The organism is Heyndrickxia sp. MSNUG, from assembly GCF_049532715.1.
Lineage (GTDB): Bacteria > Bacillota > Bacilli > Bacillales > Cytobacillaceae > Mesobacillus.
Genome location: NZ_CP150978.1, coordinates 4,362,093 through 4,382,214 on the forward strand (window position 1 = coordinate 4,362,093; position 20,122 = coordinate 4,382,214).

11 protein-coding genes are annotated in these 20,122 nt (G+C 39.9%); 4 read left to right on the top strand and 7 right to left on the bottom strand.

The window, feature by feature from the left end:
* Positions 1–125 precede the first annotated feature (125 nt).
* The 3 genes from AABM38_RS21985 (at position 126) to AABM38_RS21995 (ending at position 3,633) form a co-directional block, all read left to right on the top strand.
* Positions 126–1,838 carry a DUF4855 domain-containing protein gene (locus tag AABM38_RS21985; protein ID WP_423408285.1) on the top strand — a complete coding sequence of 571 codons (1,713 nt, stop codon included), beginning with the start codon at positions 126–128 and terminating at the stop codon, positions 1,836–1,838.
* A gap of 275 nt (positions 1,839–2,113) precedes the next feature.
* The gene (locus AABM38_RS21990) at positions 2,114–2,785 is read left to right on the top strand and encodes a C40 family peptidase (RefSeq protein WP_423408286.1); all 672 of its coding nucleotides are present in this window, start codon (positions 2,114–2,116) and stop codon (positions 2,783–2,785) included.
* 284 nt (positions 2,786–3,069) lie between these two features.
* Positions 3,070–3,633, top strand: coding sequence for a 3D domain-containing protein (locus tag AABM38_RS21995; protein ID WP_423408287.1), 564 nt, complete (start codon positions 3,070–3,072; stop codon positions 3,631–3,633).
* Positions 3,634–3,788: 155 nt separating this feature from the next.
* On the opposite strand, the gene AABM38_RS22000 is transcribed toward AABM38_RS21995, so the two are convergent.
* Together AABM38_RS22000 and AABM38_RS22005 are read right to left on the bottom strand one after the other, a co-directional pair.
* Complete coding sequence (locus AABM38_RS22000) at positions 3,789–6,308, bottom strand: bifunctional 2',3'-cyclic-nucleotide 2'-phosphodiesterase/3'-nucleotidase (RefSeq protein ID WP_423408288.1); 2,520 nt, start codon at positions 6,306–6,308, stop codon at positions 3,789–3,791.
* A gap of 567 nt (positions 6,309–6,875) precedes the next feature.
* Complete coding sequence (locus AABM38_RS22005; RefSeq protein WP_423408289.1) at positions 6,876–7,445, bottom strand: hypothetical protein; 570 nt, start codon at positions 7,443–7,445, stop codon at positions 6,876–6,878.
* A gap of 362 nt (positions 7,446–7,807) precedes the next feature.
* Here AABM38_RS22005 and AABM38_RS22010 point away from each other — a divergent pair, with 362 nt between their 5' ends.
* The gene (locus tag AABM38_RS22010) at positions 7,808–8,209 is read left to right on the top strand and encodes a hypothetical protein (RefSeq protein WP_423408290.1); all 402 of its coding nucleotides are present in this window, start codon (positions 7,808–7,810) and stop codon (positions 8,207–8,209) included.
* Between the two features lie 231 nt (positions 8,210–8,440).
* Here AABM38_RS22010 and AABM38_RS22015 read toward each other — a convergent pair whose 3' ends face one another.
* The 5 genes from AABM38_RS22015 to AABM38_RS22035 form a co-directional block, all read right to left on the bottom strand.
* Positions 8,441–13,342, bottom strand: coding sequence for a S8 family serine peptidase (locus AABM38_RS22015; protein ID WP_423408291.1), 4,902 nt, complete (start codon positions 13,340–13,342; stop codon positions 8,441–8,443).
* Between the two features lie 357 nt (positions 13,343–13,699).
* Complete coding sequence (gene galE / locus AABM38_RS22020; protein WP_423408292.1) at positions 13,700–14,668, bottom strand: UDP-glucose 4-epimerase GalE; 969 nt, start codon at positions 14,666–14,668, stop codon at positions 13,700–13,702.
* A gap of 119 nt (positions 14,669–14,787) precedes the next feature.
* Complete coding sequence (locus AABM38_RS22025; protein WP_423408293.1) at positions 14,788–18,267, bottom strand: S-layer homology domain-containing protein; 3,480 nt, start codon at positions 18,265–18,267, stop codon at positions 14,788–14,790.
* A gap of 397 nt (positions 18,268–18,664) precedes the next feature.
* Positions 18,665–18,931 (bottom strand): IDEAL domain-containing protein, encoded by a 267-nt coding sequence (locus AABM38_RS22030; RefSeq protein WP_423408294.1) that lies wholly within the window; start codon positions 18,929–18,931, stop codon positions 18,665–18,667.
* Positions 18,932–19,041: 110 nt separating this feature from the next.
* Entirely contained in the window at positions 19,042–19,599 is a 558-nt protein-coding gene (locus tag AABM38_RS22035) for a competence protein ComK (protein ID WP_423408295.1), read from the bottom strand.
* Positions 19,600–20,122: the final 523 nt, after the last annotated feature.

Below are 20,122 nucleotides of genomic sequence, written 5' to 3' on the forward strand. Positions count from 1 at the left end.
ATTAACGCTGTACTTAGTTAAAATTTCACTTTATACCCTCTGGTGTTTAGGTACTTTTTACTATACAATGGAAAATGTGTGTATTTTTCACAGTATTTGTTATTAATAGTTTAGGAGATGGGTGAATGGGAAGTGTTAGTTTGAATGGCTCCACTTTTATGAAGAGGATTACCTTGACGGCCATTAGTTTTATGGTATTGCTATCTTTATTTTCTAACACTGTAAATGCGAGTAATACGACTTTCAAGGATGTACCAAGGGATCATTGGGCACATGATGAAATCCGTTTCCTTTCCAGCAAAGGCGTTATTAAAGGGTTTGCGTCTGGTGAATTTAAACCGCTAGTAATTCTGACTAGGAAAGATGCAGCAATTATGCTGGTTCGCGCCATGCGTTTAAAGGCTCCATCAAATCCTAAAATCGTTCCTTCTGATATGAAACCGACAATGGGCGGATATAAGGAAGTTTTAACCGTTATGGAGAAAGGCATGTTCACTTTAAACGGAAAGAGCTTTATGCCTGATAAGCCATTAACCCGCAAAGAAATGGCTAAGGCAATTGCCGTAGCTTACAATTACAAGGGTGCTGGTAAATCGTCGTTTAAGGATCTGCCAAAATCAAATCCATATTACACCTTCATTGATGCTATTGCGGAGAATGATGTGACATCTGGATACAAGGACGGCACCTTCAAGCCAGAAGTTCCAGTAAGCCGCGCGCAATTTTCCGTATTCCTGGCACGAATCTACAGTGAACCTTTAGAGTATGCAGTAAAAGAAAACGGGAAAGTTTTACATAAAGTAAGGAAGGCTGACCAGGCAATCGACCTGGCTTTAAAATATCCTAAAGCAACGGTTCATCCGGTCAGCAACTCACTTATGAACTACGATAATCAAACCGGTATGATGACAGATTCCGGAATTGGCAATGGAGTTCTCATTTATAATGGAAATGAAAACCCTATGAAATTTACACCAGAGTTCTTTGAACCTTATATCAGCATCAAACCTAACGATGGATCAAGACGCCCATTATTCGATACCTTCATTATATTAGGACGAAGCTATCCAAATGGAGAGTTTGGCCAGATATCAAGCAACCACGCCAATTTTTCAGAGTGGAGATGGTACGCCGAGAGAACGTTTGCTGCGGACGGCACACTTGAAAACCTTAACTCGGCGGCAAAACAACAAGGCAAGAAGGCCAATGTCTACATTGCCATTCCATACCCTAAACAAAAAGAAGCCATTATTGACTTAGATGGAAAGAAACGGGCAAATAACCTGAACGAAAGATCCAATCTCATTACATGGTATATGAACGATGTCCAATCTAAATGGCAAAAGGCAGGTTATTCTAATCTAACTTTTAAAGGGTACTATTGGCTGAATGAAACCGTTGGCTCATTGGAAGATGAACTTCTTGTAGAAAAGACGGCTAAATCCATCCACTCTCAGAATAAGAAATTTATTTACTCGCCTCACGCTCTCTCGAATAACTTCGAGAATTGGAAGATATACGGATTTGATGGTGTGTACCTTCAGCCAAATACATTCCGCCTAAAATTAACCGATACACAGAAGCGTTTGCATCTAGCTTTTTTACGAGCACAAGTAAACGGAATCGGTATTAATATCGAGATCGACACCTACTCGCCTCATCAAATGGCTAGCGGAGTCCAAAACTTTGCTCAATATGTCGAAATGGCTGAACGTTATGGCCTTCCAGGCAGAAGTTTGATTTTTTATCAGGGAAATGAAATGGTGTACAGGATGGGAACATATAACCTTTCTCCTTATCAAGAGGGGTATCAATTAATGGATAGAGTATTTAAGTAAGTTTTAAATAAAGGCATCTACCAAAAGCGGGGGATGCCTTTATTTAAGAAACATTTTTTTAGATTAATTCATCATTTTGTCATATGCTAAAAAACAGATTAATTTTCAGCGAAGTCTAGTAATACCAATACTTTCGTCACTATTCGATTTGTTTTTTTCTTCCTTTAGCGGTATATGTCGGTATTTGTTACATAATTGTAATTTATCTGTTATTTGTTTGTAACCCCTTTCGCTATATACTAGGTTTAACATCTAGCAATCGGGGGTAAACAACTTTGTTTAAGAGAATTATAGCTTCAACTATGCTTTTCTCACTACTTGCTACTGCCACTCCGTCAATGGATCAAGCTTCTGCTGCTGGAACAGCTTACCACGTAAACGTAAGTTCCGGCACATTAAATGTTCGTAATCAACCATCAACCGCTGGGAAAGTGATCGCAACACTTGCAAAGGGTTACAATGTGACTGTAAGCAGCCAGGGAAATGGTTGGGCAAGAATTTCTTTCAATGGAAAAGTCGGATACGTTAGTTCAAAATATATTGCTTCTGGAAGCACTGTAACAAAAGCTTCTACTGTCAGCAGCAACTATAAGTCAAAAGCCATCTCAATCGCTAAAAGCCATATGGGTGTTAAATATGTATGGGGAGGAACTACTCCAAGCGGGTTTGATTGCTCAGGTTTAGTTACATATTCATTCAACAAAGCAGGCTACACTAAGCTTCCTCGTACAGCTGGTGAAATGTTCTCTGCAGGTACAAAGGTGACAGCCTATCAGCCGGGAGATCTACTATTCTACGCAACAAGTGGTGGAAAGAAAGTTACTCACGTTGCCATTTACATCGGGAATGGCCAAATGATCCACGCTGCTACATCAAAAGGCGTCTCAATCGCTAGCATTAACAACTCTTATTGGAAACCAAAATTTATGGGTGCTAAAAGATTGTAAGTTAAAAAGGTGGCATATTCGCCACCTTTTTTATTTTGGTTCTGGGAACCGAGCATAAAAATTTCCCATGTAAAAATTAGTTTAATCCACTTTTTTATGATAACTCCTAGTTTTTTTTCTGCCTTTCCTGCCAATAATTACTCATATTGACCACTATTAAGTTGTTTTTCCTAATATTACATATTTGAAACGGTTTTGTAATATAAATAGTTTCCCAATGTAACATGACTGTTATATTAAACTGTTAATCTATTCCTAGCAAAGAAGATAAAGGAGATTAGAACTTGAAAAAAACTACTATTAGTTTCATCACTGCACTTGTTCTACTATTCGGTGCTTCAAATGCCACTTTAGCCGCTGGAAATACATATCAAGTAAAAAAAGGCGACACTCTTTGGGCGATCGCTAAAAAGAATAACCTAACTGTTTCTCAATTAAAGTCATACAATAAACTTACTTCAGATAAAATCAAACCTAACCAAGTATTAAAAGTGTCCGCAGCTGCAAAGACAGCTGCGAAAAAGACGACTGCTAAAACTAAAGCACCTGCCTATAAAGAAATCACAGTTCGTGCAACTGCCTACACTGCAAGCTGCAAAGGCTGCAGCGGAATCACTTACACAGGCATCAACTTGAAAAAGAACCCTAACGCAAAGGTCATTTCAGTAGATCCTAAAGTCATCCCCCTAGGCTCAAAAGTATACGTACCAGGTTACGGCGAAGCAATCGCAGCCGATAAAGGATCTTCCGTAAAAGGAAACAAGATCGACGTCTTCATCCCGAACAAACAAAGAGCACTTCAATGGGGAAGCAAAACAATCAAAGTAAAAGTCTACATCAAAAATTAATAAAAAGCAGATTCAAGAGAGCCGTGCAGTATGCCACAGCTCTCTTTTTTACATTTTACCGCTTTAGCGCATTACCTCGCCGGGGGTCAGACCCCCAGCGCTTTAAAGGACTAAAAAATGCCCTCCTGTTTTAGGAGGGCATTCTGTTTGTTTGTTTACTTGTTTAATAGTAATGAAACAACTTTTGCTGCTTGTGCTCTTGTTGCTTTGCTCTTTGGCTGGAATTCGCCGCCGATTCCTACCATGAAGCCTAGTTCGTTTACTTCGTTTACTGCTTCTTTGGCGAAGTTTGATACTTTGCCAGCATCAGTAAATTTAGCTGGGGATTTAGCGTCATATTTTTTGCCAGTCTTATATTCGTATGCACGGACAAGCATTGCTGCCATTTGCTCACGATTGATGGATGCATTTGGATCAAACTTGTCTTTACTCATACCAGCTGCGATGCCTGCTTTATAAGCTGCTGCAATGTCAGCTTCTAGAGCCCCTGCAACGTCCTTGAACGGATGTGATTGTGCTGCTTCTAGCTTCAATGTTCTTGCAAGAAGTGAAACAAATTGACCTCTTGTTACGTTTCCGCTTGGGTCGAACATATCAGTAGACTTACCTTTAATGATTCCCATTTCAGTCAATTCAGCGATGAAATCGAAAGCCCAGTGGTCTTTGTTCACATCTTTGAATTTTTGTGGAGTTTCAGCAGGCTTTGTTGCCTTAACTTTCATATCAAGAGCATATTTTGCAAAGCCAGTATCCTCTGTAGAAACATACTTGTAATTGTCTGTAGACTTAACAAACTTTTGGCCTTCTGGAGAAGACAAGAAGAAAACGTTAAGGTCAGCGTCAATTGTTTTAAATGACCAGTTCATGTCAGGTGTTGGATCGATAACTTTCTTTTCTACAACATAGGCCGAAACAACTTCCCTGCTTGATTCTGGAGCTTTTACGATAATCTCAGAACCTTTAACGCCTGGGAAAGTACCAGAAGCGCGATAGTCATTTGTTGCTACAACAAATTTCTGTTCTGGATCAACTGCTTTACCTTCGAACTGAAGGTTAACGATACGGCTTGAGTCTGCATTTAACACTTTTCCGCTCACATCATACTTTGCAGGCTTTGTTACATCGACTTCATAAGTAACGCCATCAATAACATCGAAATTGTATGAACGGTAATCACCGTTTACAATGTTTTGCTCTTCTTTTGTATCTGTTTTGATTTGGTTAAATTGTCCAGATGACATTTCCAACCATTCTTTCAGCTGTGCACCAGTGACTACGATAGCCTGTAATGTATTGTTATCGTATAAGTATAAGTCTGCTGCATTTTTAATTTGCAATGAACCCTTAGCTACATTTGTATAGTAGTTTGGATTGTCGCGTGTACCTGCTTTAAATGGCGCAGCGGCAGAAAGAACTGGTAACTTCTCATACGGAGTTCCCTGGATCGCCTTTTCTGTGTACCATTTTTGTGCAGCGTTCAACACTTGGATTGCTTCATTGTCTTTGATTTGAGAGAAGTAGCTGTTGATCGGAGCAGTTGTTTTACCAAGCTCGCCCTTCATATATTCAATAGTAGCTTCATGCTCATGTTTAACTGCATCTACAACGTTCTGGTCAGCATCAGCATTTGACGTAGTACCAGTAGCATCTTTTGTGAAAATTTGACGAGTAGAACTCTTAGTATCTTTGATTGACCATTTTCCTTGAGCATCCTTCTCGATCGTCATATCGATAAGGCCAAGGTTGTCTCCCCACATACCTGCTTGTACAGTTGCAACGCCGTTTAAAGTACCTTTTTCAAGATCAGCACCTGCTAATCCCTCATACTTCTTGCTTGGGAACGTAGCGTGTGAGTGGCCGAAAAGAATAGCATCGATTCCTTCAACCTTGCTTAGGTTGTAAACCGCATTTTCTTCGTTCTTTCCATTTGCAGTCGCGTCAATTCCGGAGTGAGGAATGGCTACAATCAGATCTGCACCCTTTGCCTTCATTTCTGGAACAAATTTATTAGCAGTGTCGATAATGTCCTTCGCAATGACTTTACCGCTAATACGAGCAGCATCCCACTGAGTGATTTGCGGAGGAACGAAACCAATTACCCCTACTTTAAGAGTGTGCTTTTCGCCGTCTGCATCTGTCACTTCTTTATCTAAAATTACATAAGGAGTGAATGCATTTTTGTCATCAGTTGCGTCATCGATATAAACGTTTGCATTAACGTAAGGGAATTTCGCACCCTTCAATGAGCGATTAAGGAAATCAAGACCATAGTTGAATTCGTGGTTTCCCAGGTTACCTGCATCATACCCCATAAGATTCATAGCCTTATAAACTGGGTGAGTCTCGCCATTCTCCAATTTATTTACCTTTGCTACATAGTCTCCCATTGGGCTGCCCTGAATCAGGTCACCATTGTCAAACAACAGGCTGTTAGGTGCTTCTTCTTTTGCTTTTTTAATCAATGTAGCTGTTTTAGCAAAACCAAAGTTCAATACTGATTTATCTTGGTAGTAGTCATAGTTCATTATGTTGGAGTGTAAGTCTGTAGTTTCAAGAATGCGGAGTTTTACTACATCTTCGTCCATCACTTCTGCATAAGAGATTGACGGTGCAGCCTGTGGCACGATTATACCTAGCGCTAATGCTGTAGCAGCTATCTTTTTAATCTTCTTCAAGGTTTTTCCCCCTATTAAATGTAATCGGTTGCAATGATTATTTTAGCCTATTAAAATACAAAAGTTAACACATTTTTTCAAAATTAATATTTATTTTACAATTAGTGTCATAGAACTAGGAAAAATCGGTTAATTAACGCGTTAAATCGTTGGGGGTCAGACCCCCAATGGTGTAACGCTTTAAAGGATAGAGTAGATGAATAGGGCAAGGAGTAGATTTCCAATAAATACTATAAATGTAGATTGCAGATTTAATTTTCTCATCTTCTTTGCGGTTATATAGGTTAAAAACAATGTAAGCAAGGGGATTAGTGTTAACCCTATAAACATGGTTATTTGCACTGTAGGGTCAATGCCATTCTTTCTAATAAAATCCTCGTAATCCATGGTTGACCTGAAAATGAGTTCGACGATTGAATAGGAGCTCATAGATGTTACAAAATAGTAGTTAAACAAGCTTAATAGAATGTTCCCAAGCCACAAACCACGCGCTAAAACTTTCACAGGATTCCTTCCTTTTTTTTATTTATAAATTTCATTTTGAATGAGACTTGATGAATCTACTTTTTAATTTCTTGCTTTAACAACTATTAATAACAAAATGAAAGACAAAACAATCAGCACGAGCGCTTCAGTATTTTCCTTTAAAAGTGAGGAGGATTTTCTTTCGATTGAATGCAAGAATGGTTCAGGGATTGGGTCCTCACGATTTTCGGCATATTTTATATGGTTAACCGTGTTTCCGCCTAATGCCGGTTCCCATCCGTATTTTCCCTCATTCAGCCAAATTTCTATGGCATCGCCTACTGCAATATCCATCCTCTCTCCTCCAACGTACTCATTTGCCTGCCAGGAAGGAATATACCAATAGTACACCTCGATGCTTTTTTTCTCTTTTTCTGTATCGGGTATCTTGATCAGTTGGTCTACCTGAAGGGTCATATATCTTACTTGCTGAGGATATTGCTCACTCTTCGATGTGTCCTTAAAGAACTCGTCAGCGATGACGGTTCCGATTAAATGCAATGGGGCTTCATTTTTTCTTTCCTTTACTTCGTTTGGCGGTGGTGCTGCCATTGTAGTCGTTGCTGCAAAAAACAAACCAATAATGAAGAAACATCTTAGAATGCCTTTCATAATCGAACCCCTCACCTCCATAATGAGCCTAATGCCTAAATGAACAATTACCATTTTGTACAAATAGACGTATTGATGTATAAATACGTTTCAATCCAGAGGAGAATCTTCGAACGCCTTTAGCTAATTAACGCGCTGGGGGTCTGACCCCCAGTGCGGTGATGCGTTAGTGGGATGAAAGTTATTATTAATAAACGATGAAACTCTTCTCCTGCTTATACGTCAAATGTTCAAAGGAGTGTTGCTTGAATGAAAAGGGAGTTTTCTTTGTCTTTCGCTCTGTTCTTATCTCTAGTTTTGGTTGATGTGAGAGCGGTGAGAGAAACGAACGCAACCAAATAAAAATTGTAGAGTCTGAAAAGGTGTGGCCTGTTAATTTTAATGAGATTGCATTTAAGCGTGAGCAGTCACCACACTATTCTTATGCAGCAAGAATGACGAACAATGAAAGTGACTTTGAAAAAACATGGGAATCCTATCAGCTAACGAGTAAAAGACCTCCTATTGATTTCAACACTAAGGAGATTCTTTTCCTGAGTGTAGAGGAATCAGGAAGCTGTCCATTAGTCCTAAACTCTCAAGATGTGAAACTGACAGAGCAAAAGATTATGATCAATCTTAGAGCGCCCAATGGAAATTGCACAGCTGATGCCACCCCTCGAACCTTTGTAATAGAATTACCAAAAGAAAAATCCAAGGAATATTCAGAAGTTATTGTAATCGAATGTGGTACAGAAACAACAATTACATTTAATGAGCATTAAGTATGAATCAGTCGCCCCGCGCTTCAACATTTTACTTTACTGGGGGGTCTGACCCCAAATACTTTTAAGCAATAAATAGCAACAGGCACCATCCAAACTGGATGGTGCCTGCCACTTTCAATGGAATCACACTCAGGCACTTTACTCCTTTAAACCACCGGGGGTCTGACCCCCAATGAGGGAAAGCCCCAATAAGGGAAAGTCCTAACGCTTTAGTGTGTTAAATTGCGCTTACTTCAGTTCACCTAGTGCGTCTAATAGACGGTATAGGATGACCGCTGATTGAGCGCGTGTTGTGTCGGCTTTTGGTGCGAATGTTTGGTCTGCGTAGCCATTTAAGAGCTTAAGTGCTGCTGCTTTGCCTACGTAGTCTTTCGCGAAATTGCTGACTTTATTGCTGTCTTTGAATGAAGCTGGTGCTTTTACTCCGTCAAGAACGCTAGCGTCTTTGTATTGAATCGCTCTGATTACCATTGCCGCCATTTGTTCGCGGGTAATCTTTTCGTTTGGAGCAAATTTGCCATTGCCCATACCGGAAATGAGCCCAGCTTGGTTTGCTGCTTCGATTTCAAGTGCTGCCCATGTATAGCTTGCAGGTACATCTTTGAATGTTCCTTTGTACTCGGAAGTAGGAAGGTTCAATGCACGTGCTACAAGCACTGCGAATTGTGCACGAGTGACACTTTCGCCGTGAGCGAACAACTCATCTGTTTTACCTTTGATGATCTCGCGGGAAGCTAAAACTTCAATTTCATCTTTAGCCCAGTGAGTCTTGATATCTTTGAAAGTCTTGCTGTTTTCATAGATTGCAAACTTGCCAGTCTGGTGAGTCTTGAACGTGAATGTTTCACCAGTTACTTTACCGCCTTCGTAATCCAGCTTACCGCCAGTTACAGCGTATGCAGCAACCTTGCGCTTATCTGTGAATGTCTTACCGCTTACAGATACAAAAACAGCTACTGGCTTATCGAACTTCGTATAAGCAGTTTGCTTTCCATCCTTCTCAACAACTACGGACAGGTTCACTTCAGCAAGTGCTTGTGCAGCTGATGCTTTCACTGCTGCTTTACCGATTGTGAAGATAACATTACCTTTTTCTTTCGCTAGGTCAGCTAAAACAGTGGCTGGAACGTCAACTGATTCACTGCCAGTCTTAAGGGTCAGGCTCTTCTTGCTTTCTGCAGCTTTAGCTACTGAGTCAGCAGGAAGTTTTGCTTTCACTGTAGACACTTTATCTGAAACAGAAGACAGGTCTAGAGTCACATTTTTGCTTGAAGAATCGTTAAGAGCTGCTGCGAACTTCTGCTCATCAACAGATACTGTTGCTTCGCCCTTAGAAGTATCAACATCAACTTGACCCAGATCAGTGTTTGGCACTGGAGCTGGAGCTGGTCCAGGGACAGTTCCGCCGCCAGGATTTCCGCTTTCAACCAGTTTCTTGATTGTTACTTTTTCAGTAGTTTTGTGGCCAGCAAGGTCAGTCACTTCGAATACGAAGTCGTTGTCGCCATCTTTCAGATCTAAATCAACGTCGATTGTCTTCTTGAAATTGCGCATTGCGTACGGCTCAAGGAATTCGTTAAAGAATACTTCGTTTCCGTTTACATATACACGGATTTCATCGAAGTTGTCAGCTACTTCAAGTGATACAGGAACCTTATTAACTGTTGGTGCAACCGCTCCCGGTGCTCCTTTTACTTTTAAAGTAGGAGCCGTTGAATCCACGAATACTGTACGCTTGAAGGAAATTTTGTTGTTCTTTCCATCGACTGCACTTATGTCATAGTACTTTACTCCATCAGTATCGAAAGTCAATTTAGTTGAGAAGTCATAACGCTTTTCTTGAACGTTATAAACCAGCTCTGTATCTTGTCCAGCTACTTTCAAGTCATGGATGCCAGAAGTGTCAGCAACCCATCCAGAAACAACTGTTTCTTTCGAATTGATTGTTCCAAATGCTTCTGGAGTCAATACGTGTACATCTGGAATTTCAACATCAACAGCATCCTGAGCGTTAACTACTGTAATGTTACCAGCATAGTCAACAGCTACAACATCTACATAATTAGTTTCAGAAACTTTGCTAAGTGTATATGTGCCGTCTCCAGTTAATGGAGCATCTAATACAGACTCGCCATCAACAAGGACATCCACATACGCCAGGCCGCTTCCGTTTTCATTGTCAGCCGCATTTGTAAGCGTCAATTCCTTCGTCTCAGCATTGAACGCTGCTTCAACTGTTGGAGCTGTTACGTCTACTTTTACAGGGAATTTGAATGACTGCCATTCAGCGCCTGGGTAGTCTACGACCGCACGAACTTCGATCTGGTAGTCTCCTTCAGGAACTTTCTTAAGATCAGCCACGCCATCCCATGCTCTTGCAGGGTTCAAAGAATACTCTGGACTTCTTCCGCCATCATAGTAGTTCTTTCTAACGTTGTTTTCTGTACGTAAAGTACGGATTTTCTTGCCATCCTTATCAAGGACATTGTATTCTACTTGCTTTGCATTTCTTAGGAATGAAACAAGCGGGATTACTTTATCCTGTGAGCCGTCTCCATTTGGAGAGAATGCCATATACTCAGGCTTCACTTCACCATTTTTGCCGCTAAAATAATCAAAACCAAGGAAGTTGTAGTTCTCATCCAATAAACCAGTCATTCCGTAGAATGAATCTTCCTCCCACATTGGTGCATCGACTATAGGAGCTTGTCCCCATTTCCCTTTGAAGCCAACGTAAGGAACTGTCAGTTCTGGATTTGTGTCGGTTTGGTCAGTCAGAGAGACAAACCCTTCAACGAAATAGCCATTTTTGAAAATAGATGTTGCAGGAACATAGTCTTCAGCAAATTCATCGAAAACCATTGCTTTAGACAGGTCAAGTTCGACGATTACTTCTTTTTCTTCTCCTGCAGCAAGTTCAATTGTCTCAGCATCCTTGTCATTTACTTTAATACCCACATCTTCCAATGGTTGTGCTTCAAGCTTGCTAGCTTCATAGCCCATTTCTCCGAAAAGAACAAGGTCCGTCTGGACATTGACGCCTACATTATAGCTAACCGCTTTATCAGAATAGTTCTTAGCTTTTAATGTAAAAGTAGCCTTGTCTTCTACTTCACGTAAAGCAACCTTTGCTTCTCCTGTTGTTTTTTCAGTAACAACGACAGGAGTTGATAATGCTGCGTGCAGCTGCATTAAACCTGCACCCTGGCGTCTTGGAGAGTAAGGGATATTTAAACCTAACAATCCATTCGCTTTTCCTTTATCAATTACAGGAGCAGCAGTATTCATAAGGATATTTTTAGCAAGATTAACTCTTGCAAGTCCCTTCACGCCAAACTCTGCGTCAACACGTTCAAGTACTAGAGCAGAACCGCCCGATACGTGTGGAGCTGCCATTGATGTACCGCTCATCATTCCGTACTTGTTATCATTGAATGTTGATAAAATCTGTCCGCCTGGTGCAGTGATTTCAGGTTTGAAATCAAGGTTTGGAGTTAATCCCCATGAAGTGAAATCACTCATTTTATCAGCTGATGGATTCGAAGCTTTTGTTACATCGCCTTTGAATTCCAAAGTAACAGCATTTCCTGCAGCCAATGCAGTCTTAAGAGCGTTACCATCAGACTTCAACATAAATAACTGTGGAATTTTAATGTTTGGATCAGATGCCATATTTACATAGCCATCAGAATTATTATAGATAATGACCCCTGCAGCTCCTGCTGCTTGAGCATTTAAAGCTTTTTCAACAAATCCATAAGTACCACGTTGAATTAATGCGAACTTACCTTTCAAGCCAGCAGCCGCAACTTCATCTACTGAACCTAAACCAGCATATACAACTTCATAAGCCTTCTGTTCAATATCATTAGGGTGTACAGAGCTTGCAGACAAGAATGGATATTTGCTTTCCGCATCGCCAATTTTAGCTGTGATCGCATCAAGATTCATGAATTTATTTTCAAAAGACGCTACCTGTAAGGAGTTGTAAGAAACACCTGGAGAACCAGATACTCCAATATCAGGGTTGTTCGGGTTCGGGTTAGCCGCAGTCCATCCGTTTCCGAAGTGAGCAGAGTTACCAGCAGAGATAGACATTAGCACACCATTGTCAACTGCTTTTTGAACAGCCTTTTGCTCCGGATCATCCGGTAAAACGAATCCAGCCGTTGAACCTAAGCTCATGTTGATAACGTCTACGCCAAGTTTGATTGCATCGTCAATTGCTTTTACATAAATATCACTGAATGTAGACGGCATTTCAGGGTCGTTACCAAAAACTTTTAAACCAAGGATTTGCGCTTCAGGAGCGATACCCTTGATTCCGCCGTGTTCTTCATCCCCGTTAGCACCAACAGTACCTGATACGTGCATTCCATGCATGGAAGCTTCTTTTCCAAGGTCAAGAATGGTATCATTGTCATCCATATAGTTGTAGCCATAAGGCACTTTTTCTGTATAATACTTACCTTTTAGGCCATTTTCTTTAACAATCTGGTCAACGTCTGCTTTTGAAAGCTCTTCGTCTGTATCAGCCGAAAGAATCATATCTCGGTGAGAAGGATCGATACCAGTGTCGATAACACCTACAACCATTCCTTCACCTTTATAGCCATAATCATCCCAAGCCTTTTGAGCTTCAACCAATTCCTTACTGTAAAGCATTTCAGGCTTTACTTCGGGACGCTTGTATTCATGTGTAATATAAACATCTGAAACATTTTCCAGATTTTTTATAAATTTAATGTTCCCGTACTCTACCTCAGCACTAAATCCGTTCACAACTGTTGTAAAATTCTCGAGAACTTTTACATTCAATTTTTTTGTGCTTAATTGGGAAACTACCTCTTCCTGCTGCTTAAGTGCCGCGGATTCCAAATTTTCTTTTGTCGCTTCATCAAGCTCGCTGTATTTCACTCCTTTTTTCTGAGCAAAATCAATAGCAGGCTTATCCTTAAGTTCAACGATTACACGGACCTTTTGATTCTCATTGTATTGAACAGCAGCATCGGTTAAGCTTCTTTGAACCTTTGGTTTGACCTTTGCTGCAGGTTCAGGAACAGCAGCCATGGCAGCATTCGAAAATGCCATCGATAATACTAGAGCACTAACAATACCTTTTTTAAACACCTATTTTCCCCCTTAAGTAAACTTGCTAGATTTCAGAAATTTACTCCTTTCTACAATATTCTGGAATTTGTAAAGATTCCGATTATTTAATTAATACCATATATTACTTTAGTAGTAAATATCTATCAGAATACTATTTCAAAAGAATTAGAATTTTATTATCATAATAAAATAGCGCTAGTAAATACCCAATAATTGGATGTTTACTAGCACTTACATTCTAGGTTATACTTTTTCGTTTCGTTTTACGTAATATTTTTATATTATTTTTTACAAAATCAAGAATTTAAGATTGCAACTTTCAGTCATTGAATGATCTGGACTATTTTCCGGATTTGGGAGGGTTCTACTAAATATCTATTCTATACTCTGATGCCACGCCCACGCGCTAGCAATAATCTTTTCCAAATCCCGCTCTGCCTTCCAGCCCAAAGCCTCGTGAACTTTGTCTGCAGATGCAACCAATCTCGCCGGATCACCTGCTCGGCGGTCAGCCATGACGACATTCGCCTTGCGTCCAGTAACCTTCTCACACATATCGATTACTTCTTTTACAGAATAGCCAAGGCCATTGCCCAGATTATATGTGGCGGCCTTATTCTGACCATTCAACAGGGATTCAAGCGCAGCAATATGGGCATTCGCCAAATCCGTCACATGTATATAATCACGGATGCACGTTCCATCCGGCGTTTCATAATCGTCTCCAAAAACGGAAATTTGCTCACGCTGTCCCAACAGATGCTGCAGGATGATTGGAATCAGATGCGTTTCTGGATCATGCATTTCACCGATTCTTCCAGAAGCGCTTGCTCCGGCTGCATTAAAATAGCGCAGAACCACATAACGCAGGTCATATGCATGCGCGAAATCCGCTAAAATATTTTCCACCATCAGCTTTGACTGGCCATATGGATTGATCGGAACCGTCGGACTGTCCTCACTGATGATATCCACATCAGGAATTCCATACGTAGCAGCCGTCGATGAAAAAATAAAGTTCTTCACATCGTATTTCATCATCACTTTTAAAAGTGTAAGTGTAGAAGCCACATTATTCTCATAGTATTTCAGCGGATCCACGACAGATTCTCCTACAAGACTATTAGCCGCAAAATGCATGACTGCCTTGATAGGATAGCTGCCAAAAACAGCCTCAAGGTCCGCTTCGTTCCCAAGGTCACCCTTCACAAATACAGCACGGGTGTCAATCGCTCTCTGATGCCCAGTCGAAAGATTATCCAATACCACAACTTCATTCGTCTTAACCAGCTCTTCAACAAGATGACTGCCGATATAACCAGCACCACCAACAACTAAAATCATATGATTATCTCCCTTAATTGCTTTCTTTTTAACTAGTTTACTATAAAGTGGGTAAGCAGTGGCAAAATAAAAGTAACAGGCACCCCCCAATTATTGGATGATGCCTGCAATCTTACTTCTTACATATTCGGGATATAAAAACCATGATTCGGACCAAATGAATTCCCATCTAAATCAAACAAGGTATTGTCGATGATGACAGATAACGGTCTTTCAATTAGTGCTCCTTCTGGCCCGGAAATAACGATTGCTGGGCGCTTTCCATTACTGCTGTCGCCATCAAAGTCTTGTAAATAGACTGAAGTTGTACCGTTAATGATCTCAGAATCTTTTTCAACAGAAACAGAAGCAGATACGTCTGCATTATTCTCTAATTCAACCCCAACAGAGGATCCTAACGCTTCAGATAAATAAACTGCAACCACACCCGGGTTTCCTTCCGGATCAACAAAATTAAAGTTATGAGTGAACGTAGGATAGTCTACAGCCTCCACAGTGACCACTTTTAACTGTTCACCAGATTCAGAGGAAAGGGTGAAATCAACAAGGTCACCTGCCTGTAAATTCAGGCTATCCATATATTCCTTTTTAAGATGAATGATTCCAAAGTCTGGACCTTGGGTTTCATAAGTGTAATCACCAATTCCATCGCCGGTGTCTTCCTGTAACACGGAGTCACCATTGCTGATTGTAGCAAAAGCTCCTACTTCTTCTGTATTTAGGGGAAGGTACAACCCATTGTTAGTAATAGAATCAATATTATATTCCAGATATTCATTTCCTGGATAACCCGGATCACCATTTCCGTATAAACCGAAATAAATATCACTTAGATTTTTTACTCCATCCGTATCCGTAACTACTCCCTCTGGCAGATAAATTTCACCTACCATTGAAAGGTTTACAGATTGTCCCTCTAAAACTTTCAATCTAATGACATCAGTATCTAAATTTTCACCCGCGACAGAGGATACTTCGACTTTTCCATCAAATTCCGTTCCCGCTAATGCATTACGAACGGCTTCTACCGCTTCGCCATTGCTATTTTCTAAAACTGTATTGAATTTTAAATCGATTGTATCCCCAGCTTCTAAGGTTCCCTCTTCAAGAGTATCTGAATCAATCATAACTTCCTGAGCTTCTGGACCTGCATAAAATTCCAGCTCCTCATTGGTTAACGTATTGATAGCCTCAACATCAATATTCTCGCCATTATTAGTGACTGTCATTTCAAATACAATCCAGTAACGTTCCGTTCCGTCACCTTCAGGCACACTAAAAGTATAATCCGGAGTAGTCGAGTTCCCTTTGAAGAATTCTACTTTTCCACCTGAAGTTGATAGTGGAGTTTCACCAGAGAAGTTATGAACAATAAATTTATATTTTCCATCTTTTATTTTACGGATTGTAGTCGTTTCGGGCCCAAATGAATCAACATCATCCCAGTCAAGGTCAACAATCCGCTCCCCATTTTCAGAATGGATTTCATCAGCAAACCAAGTGTGGAACATTCCCTTTCCATCTGGAGTATATCCATATAAATGGGAATCTAAATCACTTGGGTTTTCACCCCATGACAGCATCACTTTCACTTCATTTGTTGCTGCGGCACGAATTGCTGTTTCATTTTGCTCCACTACATACCGGTTGGTCTCTGCAGTACCAAGCATATAGGAAGTCATATATCCTTGACCAGAAAGTTCTCCAGTATAAATTCCTGCTGGTAATGATACAGAATAGTATCCATATTTATCAGTAGTTGCTTCTCCTGCAACCTCACCAGTTGTAGTACCTGAACCCGCTCTGAACTTGATTTTCAGACCAGCGACACCTACACCATAGATATCAGTAATTCTACCTTCGAAACCAGTTCCAAGCTTAACCTCAACGGTTCGTGCTTCGCCACTTACTTTTTCACTTGCCGGCGCAATTGTAATATGCAGGGCTTTGTCAGCATTTCCTTCCAATGCTACCGGTTCGTATGTAAAACGCTGCTGGTTTGCATGGTATGAAAGGTTTTGTAATTCAACTGATTCTTCAGTTCCATCTGTTCCAATCAGCTTAGCTGACACTGTAAAATCACTTTCGTTTAAGTCTGCGACAAAGGAATCCATTTTTACATCAATGATTCCTTGGGTTGCAGAGGCACCCGTTAAAACAGTGGTTTCAATATCTGAATAGCTCTCTGTAACTGTTTGAACTTGATCACCTGTCCCAATCTGGATGCTTTCACCTGGAGGAATAGTTAAAACAAGATTACTTGGACGCGTCTCAAGCGATGTACCTGCGGCATTAATTTCCGCAGTTGAAACAGTTCCTGTCCCTAATACAGTAGCTAATGCGTTAATGATCAATGTCTGGATGTCTGTTTGTTCTGTTAAATTAATTCGAACATTTGTAGCTCTTGAATTAACAGTATCAAACGTCCCTGTTAACGAAACAGCCAGCGCTGGATTAGTACTTTGAACACTTTCTGCGACAACAACATTAGTAAAACCTTCTGCACCTTGATCCAAGTTCTTTTCTTCTACTTTTACATAGGATTCAATTTGCAAATCAGCAACAACAGTGGATCCTTCAGCGACAATCCTAATTTTCCCATCATTCTTATTTACAATGACAGTGGCCAGAACTGTATCATTGAAGTAGATACTGTTCTCTCCGCCACCTCTTACTTCAGTGGTACCAGAAACAGTTACTCCATTTAAATAAACTTCCCCTTCACCAATGCCCGCACCTAAAATAAGGTTACCAGTAATATTGACGTTCTGAAGAGTAACCCCAGGACCTGAAATGACTACATCACCATTAATCGTCTGGGTTCCTGATGCAGGACCGTAAGTACCAGCTTCACTGATTGGCTTTGAAAAATCTACCGTGGAAGGTGGTGTTGGCGGCTCTGTAGCTGGCGGTGGTGTAGGATTTGAAGGAACTACAACTCCCCCATTGTCTGCAGGCACTTCAGGTGTCTTAACAATCTTATTACTATTATGGATAAAAATTGCTATTTGGCCGCGAGTCACTGCTTCTCCAGGACCAAATTCTGAAGGTGATTTACCTACTGTTACCTTATTTTCAACAAGCGTGTTCACATATTGAAAGAACCAATCTCCCTGCTTAACATCTTTAAAACTATTTTTTGACTCCTTGCCTGCTAATTCAAAAGCATTAACAAGCATTTTTGCCATTTGTGCTCTAGTAATGGTGTCATTTGGCCTAAAAGTTCCATCTGCATATCCAGATATGATTCCTTTATTCACTAATGCAGATACAGAACCAGCAAACCACGCATCTTTGTTTACATCAGAAAATGAAACTTGTTTTTCTAATGTAACATCCAGCTTTAATACAGAAGCCAGCATTTTAGCAGCTTGCGCCCTAGTTACATGTAAATGTGGTCTAAAAGTTCCGTCTGCATAACCTGAAATTGCCCCTGTTAAAGTCATGGACTGTACAGCATCATAATAGGCTGAAGTCTGTGGTACATCACTAAAAGAACTTGCTTCCGCTTGGATAACAGGTGTTGCAGCACTTGTGACAACCGCCGCAGATACAGCTGCTGCTAAAAACTTCTCATACTTCTTTTTCCCCAAAATCATCGACACTCCCCATAATCAATTTATATAATCGTAAAATACGAAAATAACGGTAAAAATTTATATTTTTTCTATTTATAGAAAAAATACCCAAATATTATTATATTGAAATATCGGTAAAATTCAAGACTATTAGACTATTTTTTTACCAATTTAGTTTGAAATATTAGTTTAATAGTCATTTCCGCGAGTAAAAGTGAAGGAATTTATTATTTTTTCTTGAGTATTTATTTTGGAGTTAATTGGTTTGGAAACCATGTGGGAAATAAAACTAATTAGGAGGGCAAGAAGATTTAATTACGGTGACTTCCGACTTAATAATTGATAGATTTTCAAACAGAAAAAGACGTCAACTACGAATAGATGACGTTTTTATATACTTATTCGATATGCGATATATTTATAAAACCTCTTCCCATCCTTCTGAAGTCAATGCCATAAATCTTTCTTTATCGCGGTTTTCAAGGGATAAGTCAATTTCTTCAGCTCTTCTTTTTTCAAGGAAAGCATTTTGGACCTTGTCGATGATCTCATCAGCGCCTTTTGTGTATCGCGTTTTTTCCTGATTGAGAAGGTGCTGTGTGTTATCATCCGTCTCTAAGATATCCATGAATAGTCCTCTATGCTCTTCGGGCTTATAGAAATTCGATTTCTTGTCGTTGTTCATGATCAACACCTCTTTCGGTTTGGTAGATTGTTACTATCTACTTACCCACCTTTACCGACAAAATAAACGTGTCTGGCACCTTCCTATTATTTGGAAGGTGCCAGACACGTTTAATCTTTCTTCAGCTCATACCGATTTAACCCAGGCCCTTCAATGATTTTAAGACCTTTTTTCGGCTCCAGGTAAAATGTAAGGGGACTTTGTGCATTCCTCAGCATATTCTCTCTTAACTGATTCGCTTTATTCTTTTTATTATTAAAAGATGATTCCTTCATCTCGATTTCAAATTCATGGTTATAACTGAGATAAACCTTTGTTCTTCTTATACCGCAAGGCTTCGTGTCTTTGACGTGCATCAACGAAAACCAGATGCAATGCTCATCTCTGTACGATTTTGTAGGGAACAGCCATATTCCGAGATTGCAATTGACCCTGATCGGACACATATGACATTCTCCGAGTATGTACTTGGAACTTCTGCGAGCCGCCCTGAAGTCCGACCCCAAACACAGCAGCGCCTTATTAATCAGTTCAATTGGGCGCTTTCTTACGAGGAATGTTTCTTCACCCTCGATTACCCTTGTCCACTGGCGGCCATTCTTTACATACTCTCCAGTCAGCAGCACGGTTTTTTCATTGATAAGATAATCCTCTTTTACTTGCTTCATATAAACGCCTCACCTTATGCATAATTTGCGAAAAAGGGGAATATTTCAGTTGGTTTAAACCAACAGCCATCCCAGGAAATCATGCTGTTAACGAATTCCCCAGAGTTTATATTTTTAGGTGAATCTACAAAGTACGTTTAACACCCACCTCCTTTGAGTAAAAAACATGATTCGTGTTGTAAATAGTTATGTCGCTAAAATAATTAAATGAGGGAAAGGAAAATCAGGTATTGTTATGCTGATCACTTCTTGATGAGTATTAGTTGGAGAATTCTAAGGAGCTGAAGATTATATGTTTTAAACATAATACTTATACAGGTATATTATAGGTAATCTCATAAATAAAAGTATATGTTAATTTTTATTTCACAATAATATTTTTTCGTGATTATTTCTGAGAGGAAATTAAGAAATATAGCACATTGATAAAATAGTGCTTTTCCATTATAATATTTCGCCAATATACAAAAATTGTTTTTGCACTCATAAATTGATCCTCTCTTCTCACCCTTTATAAGAACAA

Excerpts from the sequence above, each read along its gene's own strand:
- AABM38_RS21985 (WP_423408285.1), top strand. The coding sequence starts at position 126 with ATGGGAAGTGTTAGTTTGAATGGCTCCACTTTTATGAAGAGGATTACC.
- AABM38_RS22005 (WP_423408289.1), bottom strand. The coding sequence starts at position 7,445 with ATGAAAGGCATTCTAAGATGTTTCTTCATTATTGGTTTGTTTTTTGCA.
- galE (WP_423408292.1), bottom strand. The coding sequence starts at position 14,668 with ATGATTTTAGTTGTTGGTGGTGCTGGTTATATCGGCAGTCATCTTGTT.
- AABM38_RS22025 (WP_423408293.1), bottom strand. The coding sequence starts at position 18,267 with ATGATTTTGGGGAAAAAGAAGTATGAGAAGTTTTTAGCAGCAGCTGTA.
- AABM38_RS22030 (WP_423408294.1), bottom strand. The coding sequence starts at position 18,931 with ATGAACAACGACAAGAAATCGAATTTCTATAAGCCCGAAGAGCATAGA.
- AABM38_RS22035 (WP_423408295.1), bottom strand. The coding sequence starts at position 19,599 with ATGAAGCAAGTAAAAGAGGATTATCTTATCAATGAAAAAACCGTGCTG.